This is a genomic window from Lentzea waywayandensis (genome assembly GCF_900115955.1).
In the GTDB taxonomy this organism is placed as follows: Bacteria; Actinomycetota; Actinomycetes; order Mycobacteriales; family Pseudonocardiaceae; genus Lentzea; species Lentzea waywayandensis.
In genome coordinates this window covers 69,822-76,723 of the sequence record NZ_FOYL01000022.1, presented here as the reverse complement: position 1 = coordinate 76,723, position 6,902 = coordinate 69,822, and the positions used below count along the sequence as shown (strand labels likewise).

Here is a 6,902-nt window from a genome sequence, read left to right as displayed (position 1 = left end):
ACCTGATTCATCATTCCGACCGCGGAACTCAATACCTCGCTGTGCGCTACACCCAGCGCCTGGCCGAGGCCGGAGCGGTCGCATCCGTTGGCAGCAAAGGAGATTCCTACGACAACGCCATGGCCGAGGCCTTCAACTCGATCTTCAAAGCCGAACTGGTCCGCAACAAGGGCCCCTGGCGCGGCACCGACGACCTCGAGATCGCCGTCGCCGAATACATCGACTGGTACAACCACCGGCGGCTACACGGGGAACTCGGCCTGATCCCGCCCGTGGAACACGAGACCAACCATCACCACACAACCGCACCCGTCTCGACACCGAGCGGGTAGTCACACCCTCCATCAAACCCGGTACTTGACAAGGCGAGGAGCCCGCACGGATGAGCGTCTCCGAAGCGGTCACCAAGATGCCCTACGGCTTCTCACTCGCCCAGCTCCGCTGCGTGGAACTCGCGGAGCATCGCCTTGCTTCCGAACCCAGCTAACACCAGTCTCCCGTGGAGCGACTCACGCCGCAGGAGGTGGTTACTCGTGATTGCACGTATCGCGGTATGGGAGCCGATGCCCGATGACGACCGGCAATGGGTGATCGACGCGGCGAAGACCGTTCCAGGCGTCCTCGACGCCTACCACCTGCTTGACCCGGCCACGGGCAATGGCCTGTCGATAGCCTTCTTCGAGGACGAGACGGATCCGGCCGCGGTGAAGGCCGCGATCGCGCAACGAGCCGAGGCGATCGGCTGGAACAACGTGCCGCGTCCCGCGCCGAAGTCGGAGACGATCTATCGAGTGATCCGCAAGGGCTGACCAGGGCCACCACCGCTGACGTCCCCATCTGCCGCGGACCGTTCACACACCGAGCACGGCTACGTGGTCCATCGATGGGCGCGCGACTTGCCTTTCTCATCTCGGCTCGTGCAATTGCGCGACGAACTCCTTCCGGTGCAGCACTACCCCGCCGCAGCCGTACCGAAACCCAGTCGACAGCGCTCCCTGCGCAGAGCACTCACCAACCCGGAGCTGGCCGCGATCAACGACATCGCCGCCACAACAGGTAACGACACTCCACTCGACGCACTCACCCTGCGACCGCAGACCGAGACCGCCTGCCGCCTCAGCGGAGCACTCGCGCTCCGCGAGGACGACGTCGATCGTCACTGGTGTCTGCTTCGCCTGCGAGAGAAGAACAACACGACCCTCTGGCAACCCGCCGGCCCCACACTGTCCGTTCGAATCGGGCCAGGTCGTCGTCGTGCTGCATCGTGCTCGGGATCTTCGTGCTCTCGGCGTCCGGTGGCGAGGTCGCCCGATACCGAGAGAATGGTCCCTAGGCCGAGGAGGGTTTCACACTGCTCGGTCCCCACGGCCGAATCCGACCCACTCGCGGAAGGCAGTCGTCGTGCCGCTCATCCACCCGTCAGACCCGCGCCACCACGCCCGTTCCCACGTCGAGGCCAACCCCGTGTTCATCCGCGAGCCCGGCAGCATCCCCAGGAACCGAATGCCGGACGGCGAGCTCGACCCCGACACCGCCTACCAGGTGGTGCACGACGAGTTGATGCTCGACGGCAACTCCCGGCTCAACCTCGCGACCTTCGTCACGACTTGGATGGAACCGCAGGCCGCGACGCTGATGGCCGAGTGCGTCGACAAGAACATGATCGACAAGGACGAGTACCCGCGCACCGCCGAGCTGGAACAACGCTGTGTTCGGATGCTCGCCGCGCTCTGGCACGCGCCCGACGCGGACCAGCCGACCGGTTGTTCCACCACCGGTTCCAGCGAGGCGTGCATGCTCGCGGGCCTGGCGATGAAACGCCGCTGGCAGCACCGGCGCCGCGCGGCCTCGTTGCCGGTCGACCGGCCGAACATCGTCATGGGCATCAACGTCCAGGTGTGCTGGGAGAAGTTCGCGAACTACTGGGACGTCGAGTGCCGGTTGGTACCGATGGAAGGCGATCGCTTCCACCTCACCGCCGATCAGGTCGCCGAGCACTGCGACGAGAACACGATCGGCGTGGTCGCCGTGCTCGGTTCCACGTTCGACGGCAGCTACGAGCCGGTCGCCGAGATCTGCGCCGCCCTGGACGCGGTGCGGGCCGACCGGGGCTGGGACATCCCGGTGCACGTGGACGGCGCGTCCGGCGCGATGATCGCCCCGTTCTGCGATCCCGAACTGGAGTGGGACTTCCGGCTGCCGCGGGTCGTCTCGATCAACACCTCCGGCCACAAGTACGGACTGGTCTACCCCGGCGTCGGCTGGGTGCTCTGGCGCGACGCCGCCGCGCTGCCGGAGGACCTCGTGTTCCACGTCAACTACCTCGGCGGCGACATGCCCACCTTCGCGCTCAACTTCTCCCGCCCCGGCGCCCAGGTCGCCGCCCAGTACTACTCGTTCCTCCGACTGGGCCTGGAGGGCTACACCCGCGTCCAGAACTACAGCCGCGACGTCGCCACCAGCCTCGCCGCCCGCATCGAAGGCCTCGGCCCGTTCCGGCTCCTCACCCGCGGCGACCAACTGCCCGTCTTCGCCTTCACGGTCAACGACGACCGCTTCTCCGTGTTCGACGTCTCCGCCGCCCTGCGCGAACGCGGCTGGCTCCTCCCCGCCTACACCTTCCCGGCCAACCGCGAAGACCTCGCAGTCCTACGGGTCGTGGTCCGCAACGGCTTCACCCACGACCTCGCCGACCTCCTCCTCGACGACCTCACCCGCTGCCTGCCCGTCCTGCAGGCCCAGCAACAGCCGCGACACACCCAGGGCGCCGCCTTCTCTCACGGCGCCGACGTGCACAAGTCCTGACTCGCGCGAGAAGGGCGGTCCTCTCGTCGCAGTCGGACCTTCCCAGGTAGTGCCAACATCACCACCGCCGAATACCTGCGACACAAGATCCGGATTCTGCTAGACAGCGCTGGTGGATCGACGCGAACTCAGCGCTATCGCGCACACTGACCATCCGATTTCGGCTCCACTGAGCGACAGCACAGTGGAGCACCTTCTCCATCGGGCCATCCGCAGGCAGGACGATCACCTGCTCGATCTGGGCTGCGGCGACGGCACCTGGTTGCTACGCGCGCTAGAGGCGCACGGCGGCGTAACGGCTGTCGGAGTCGACATCTCGGGTGAAGGCTTCGACCACGTCCTCAGCGAGGCCGCCCGGCTCGGTCTGGAAGATCGGCTCGAACTGCACCGCCAGGACGTCGCCGAGTACCGGTCGGCCAGGAAAGCGGACTTGGTGCTCAGCGTGGGAGCCGCCTACGCGTTCGGCGGGCTGCTCCCCACGTTGAACGCCGCTCGCGAGCATCTCACCGAAGACGGGATGCTCCTGCTCGGCGACTGCTTCTGGGAGCGCGAGCCCGACGCTGCTGTCCGAGCGCAACAGGAGGACGGTCCGCAGAAGTACGCGGATCTCCCGACCACCGTGGCCCAAGTCGTCGCCGACGGATGGACACCGGTCTACGGATACACCAGCACCATCGCGGAGTGGGACGAGTACGAATGGTGCTGGACCGGCACCCTCGCCCGGTGGGCCCTCGACAATCCCGAACACCCCGACAGCGACCGCGCTCTTCAGATGTCAGCGGCCCACCGCACCAGCTGGCTGGGCGGCTACCGCGGATTTCTCGGGTTCGTCGTTCTCCTGCTGCGGCGCACACCTCCCCCGGCATCGACTGAGGTGTCCTGAGGGAAACCCTTGACTCGTCCCGCTAGACGGTTGATTCCAAGGGGTCAGTGATCGTAGGCGGCCAGTGATCGCTTGACTGGTTGTCCGGTCCTGCCGTTGTGCCAGATCGCGGCGTTCAGAGCGAGCACGCGGTGCAGGACGCGGACCATCACGCCGGCCGGAGTGCGTCCGATGTGGCGTTCCAGCTCGAGCTGGCCTTTGAAGGTCTGGTTGAAGCCTTCACGAGGATCAGCGGTACGACGGCGAGCAGGATCAGGCCGAGGAACACCCAGCGGCAGGTCGCGAAGTTGGCGACGACCTGTTCCACCCGGCGCAGTTCCTGGGGGATCACCGTGCTGTCGGCGGGGTCGAGCAGCCTGCGCACGTCACGTGCGTTGCGCGGGTGATGAGGGCAACAAAGAGTCCTCTGTGGACTAACTGGCCCGCCGGTGTCCTTAGTACACATCCGGCTCGATGACAAGGACTTGGCATCGGGCGAACGTTCGTTCAGGATGCCGCGGTGCGGAGTGCAGCGGGGTTCGGCGACGGTGGTGAGATCTCCGTCCCGCGCCGCGCGACCATCAGGGCGTCCACTGCGGACACATCGGCCGACGACGTCCTGACCGCGGCCTGCCGGGGTGACGAGGACGCCTTCCGCGCCCTCTACCGGGACGTCCAGCCGAGGCTGCTGCGGTACCTCCGGGTGCTGGTGGGAGCGGACGCGGAGGACGTCGCGTCCGACGCCTGGTTGCACATCGCGCGGGACCTGGGAAAGTTCCGCGGGGACGCCGACGGGTTCCGCGGCTGGACGGCCACGATCGCCCGCAACCGCGCGATGGACCACCTGCGCAGCCAGCAGCGGCGGCCCGTCGTGCACGGGACCCTCGACGACCTGGTCGAACCCGCCGGGCAGGAGGACACCGCCCAGGCCGCGGTGGACTCCGCGGGCACCGACGCGGCGCTGGCCTTGATCGCCAGGCTGCCGAAGGACCAGGCGGAGGCCGTGCTCCTGCGGGTCGTCGTCGGCCTGGACGCGAAGGCCGCCGCGAAGGTGCTCGGCAAACGCCCCGGCGCCGTGCGCACCGCCGCGCATCGCGGCCTGCGCGCTCTTGCCGCACACCTCGACGCAACTCCCCCACCAGGGCGAACACCACCGGAGTGACAGAAAACGGAGCCCTGACGCTGAAGGAAATGAGATGAGCGACCACGGCCGACGCACCGGGAACGACCGCCTGAGCGAACTGCTCGCGGCGGCGGCTGCTCCTGCGCGCGAGCACGAACTGGCTGGGGAGCGCGCCGCCATGGCGGCGTTCCGCGACGCCCGTCTCGCCACCGCCCCTCAGCGACGGAGACCCTGGATGCTCAAGACCGCACTGGCCAACGTGCTGACGGTGAAGATCGCCGCAGTGGCCGCAGCCGCCGCGGGTGGCATCGCGCTGGCCGCCGCGACGGGCACGTTGCCCGGCCAGCCGCGCGAGGAACCCGTGCTCCCCACCAGCACGAACGTCGTCACCACGACGCCGGACACGACGAAGACGAAGCCGAGCACACCGGACGAGAAGCGCGACAACGGTGCTGCTCCCTCGCCGTCGCTCAAGGGGCTGTGCCAGGCCTACACCTCGGGCGCGGGTGCCGAACACGGCAAAGCGCACGAGAACCCGGCGTTCAGCGCCTTGATCATGGCCGCGGGCGGGGCCGACGCGGTGCCCGCCTTCTGCGCCGACCTGCTCGCCGACAAGTCCGGCAGATCCGACAACGCGCCCGGCAAACCCAGCCGTTCGAACCGCTGACCCCCAAGCCTTTCCGGCGACCCGATCTCTCCCCTCGGGCCGCCCGTTCCAGGACGGGCGGCGGCCTGCCCCACACGCCGCCGCTCGTCCGCCCCTACTCAGGACGTGGAGGCGAGCCTTGACCGACGACTGCCCGCACGCCGTGTCAGTCGGCAGCTACCTGCTGGAGCTGCTCACCGACGAGGAAACCGACGAGTTCCGGCAGCACAGCCAGGACTGCCGGCAGTGCCAACGCGAGATCGTCGCGCTGCTGCCCGGCGCCCTGTTCCTGCAGGAGCTCAGAGCCGACATCGCCGCGGCGAACCAGCGCCTGTGCACCCACCGGCCCGTGCCGTCCATGGTCACCGCGCGGGAACTTCACTGGACTTCCGGCTGGTGTTGACCTCGCCGCACCGTGCGGCCGGGGTGACACTGGTGGTCAGCCGTGCTGGGGGAATCCCTTCCAGTGAAAGGCAGACCGCCATGCGCGCAGTGCGCTTCCACGAGTTCGGCGACCCGCAGGTCCTCGCCGTCGAAGACGCTCCCGAACCACACGCCGGACCCGGCGAGGTCCGGGTCAGAGTCCAGGCCGCGAGCGTCAACCCCGTCGACCTGAAAATCCGGGCCGGCTACATGGTCCAGTACTTCCCCACCACGTTCCCCGCGATCACCGGCTACGACGCGACCGGCGCCGTCGACGAGGTCGGCGAGGGCGTCACCGGCGTCGAGCTCGGTGACCTGGTGTTCGGACTCGGCACCGCCACCACCGCCGAGCACGCGGTCCTCAACGCCTGGGCTCCCGTGCCGGACACCTGGACGGCGGAGCAGGCCGCCGCGGCAGGCCTGGTGGCCGGGACCGCCCTGGCGAGCTTCGACGTCCTCGGCGACCTCTCCGGCAAAACCGTGCTCATCGAGGGCGCGGCCGGTGGGGTCGGCTCCACCGCCGTGCAGATCGCGGTCGCCCGTGGCGCCACGGTGATCGGCACCGCGAGCGAGACCAACCACGACTTCCTCCGCGAACTCGGCGCCACGCCGGTCACCTACGGCGAAGGCCTGGCCGAGCGGGTCGCCGCCGTCGCACCGGACGGGGTCGACGTCGCCCTCGACACCGCGGGCTCCGGCTCGCTGGCCGACCTCGTGGCCATCGTCGGTGACGCCTCGCGGGTCGCGACGATCGCCGACTTCGGTGCCGCCGCCCTCGGCGTCACGCTCGTGGCGGGCAACGCGAACGCCGCCGCGAACCTCAACGCCGCATCCGAGCTCGGCGCGTCCGGCGCCTACGTCCCCCAAGTCCAGGCCGTCTACCCGGCGGAGAAGGCCTCCGACGCACACGCACACGTCCAGGGCGGTCACACCCGAGGCAAGGTAATCATCAGTCTCTGATGCACGTCATCTGTGAAGGCTGTCGCCGGGACGTGCGCGGAGGTTGAATCCGCGCACGCCGTCGAAGGGGCTTCACCATGCGT

The 6,902-nt window shown here is 68.6% G+C and carries 9 protein-coding genes and 1 pseudogene; 8 read left to right on the top strand and 2 right to left on the bottom strand.

What is annotated here, in order from left to right:
- From BM417_RS45050 to BM417_RS45030, 4 genes are all read left to right on the top strand, one after another.
- A partial coding sequence (locus tag BM417_RS45050; RefSeq protein WP_218164775.1) for an integrase core domain-containing protein occupies positions 1-332 on the top strand: 332 nt, incomplete at its 5' end.
- A gap of 201 nt (positions 333-533) precedes the next feature.
- The gene (locus BM417_RS45045; protein WP_218164774.1) at positions 534-809 is read left to right on the top strand and encodes a hypothetical protein; all 276 of its coding nucleotides are present in this window, start codon (positions 534-536) and stop codon (positions 807-809) included.
- A gap of 655 nt (positions 810-1,464) precedes the next feature.
- On the top strand, positions 1,465-2,805 hold the full coding sequence (locus BM417_RS45035; protein ID WP_407656223.1) for a glutamate decarboxylase: 1,341 nt from the start codon (positions 1,465-1,467) through the stop codon (positions 2,803-2,805).
- A 184-nt stretch (positions 2,806-2,989) separates the two neighbouring features.
- Positions 2,990-3,688: an SAM-dependent methyltransferase gene (locus tag BM417_RS45030; protein ID WP_218164773.1), complete on the top strand. Its 699-nt coding sequence runs from the start codon at positions 2,990-2,992 to the stop codon at positions 3,686-3,688.
- Between the two features lie 44 nt (positions 3,689-3,732).
- Here the strand turns inward: BM417_RS45030 and BM417_RS50475 are convergent.
- A pseudogene (locus BM417_RS50475) lies at positions 3,733-3,909 on the bottom strand (IS982 family transposase); the annotation flags it as partial.
- Positions 3,837-4,052, bottom strand: a complete 216-nt coding sequence (locus tag BM417_RS45020; RefSeq protein ID WP_093606257.1) for a hypothetical protein — start codon at positions 4,050-4,052, stop codon at positions 3,837-3,839. The pseudogene BM417_RS50475 and the gene BM417_RS45020, both read right to left, overlap by 73 nt.
- 135 nt (positions 4,053-4,187) lie before the next feature.
- On the opposite strand from BM417_RS45020, the gene BM417_RS45015 reads away from it, so the two are divergent.
- The 4 genes from BM417_RS45015 to BM417_RS45000 all read left to right on the top strand — a co-directional run bounded on the left by BM417_RS45015 (position 4,188) and on the right by BM417_RS45000 (position 6,819).
- On the top strand, positions 4,188-4,829 hold the full coding sequence (locus BM417_RS45015) for an RNA polymerase sigma factor (protein ID WP_093606256.1): 642 nt from the start codon (positions 4,188-4,190) through the stop codon (positions 4,827-4,829).
- A 34-nt stretch (positions 4,830-4,863) separates the two neighbouring features.
- Positions 4,864-5,457 (top strand): hypothetical protein, encoded by a 594-nt coding sequence (locus BM417_RS45010; protein WP_093606255.1) that lies wholly within the window; start codon positions 4,864-4,866, stop codon positions 5,455-5,457.
- 118 nt (positions 5,458-5,575) lie between these two features.
- On the top strand, positions 5,576-5,839 hold the full coding sequence (locus BM417_RS45005; RefSeq protein WP_093606254.1) for an anti-sigma factor: 264 nt from the start codon (positions 5,576-5,578) through the stop codon (positions 5,837-5,839).
- 80 nt (positions 5,840-5,919) lie between these two features.
- On the top strand, positions 5,920-6,819 hold the full coding sequence (locus BM417_RS45000) for an NADP-dependent oxidoreductase (RefSeq protein ID WP_093606253.1): 900 nt from the start codon (positions 5,920-5,922) through the stop codon (positions 6,817-6,819).
- The last annotated feature ends 83 nt before the right edge of the window (positions 6,820-6,902 follow it).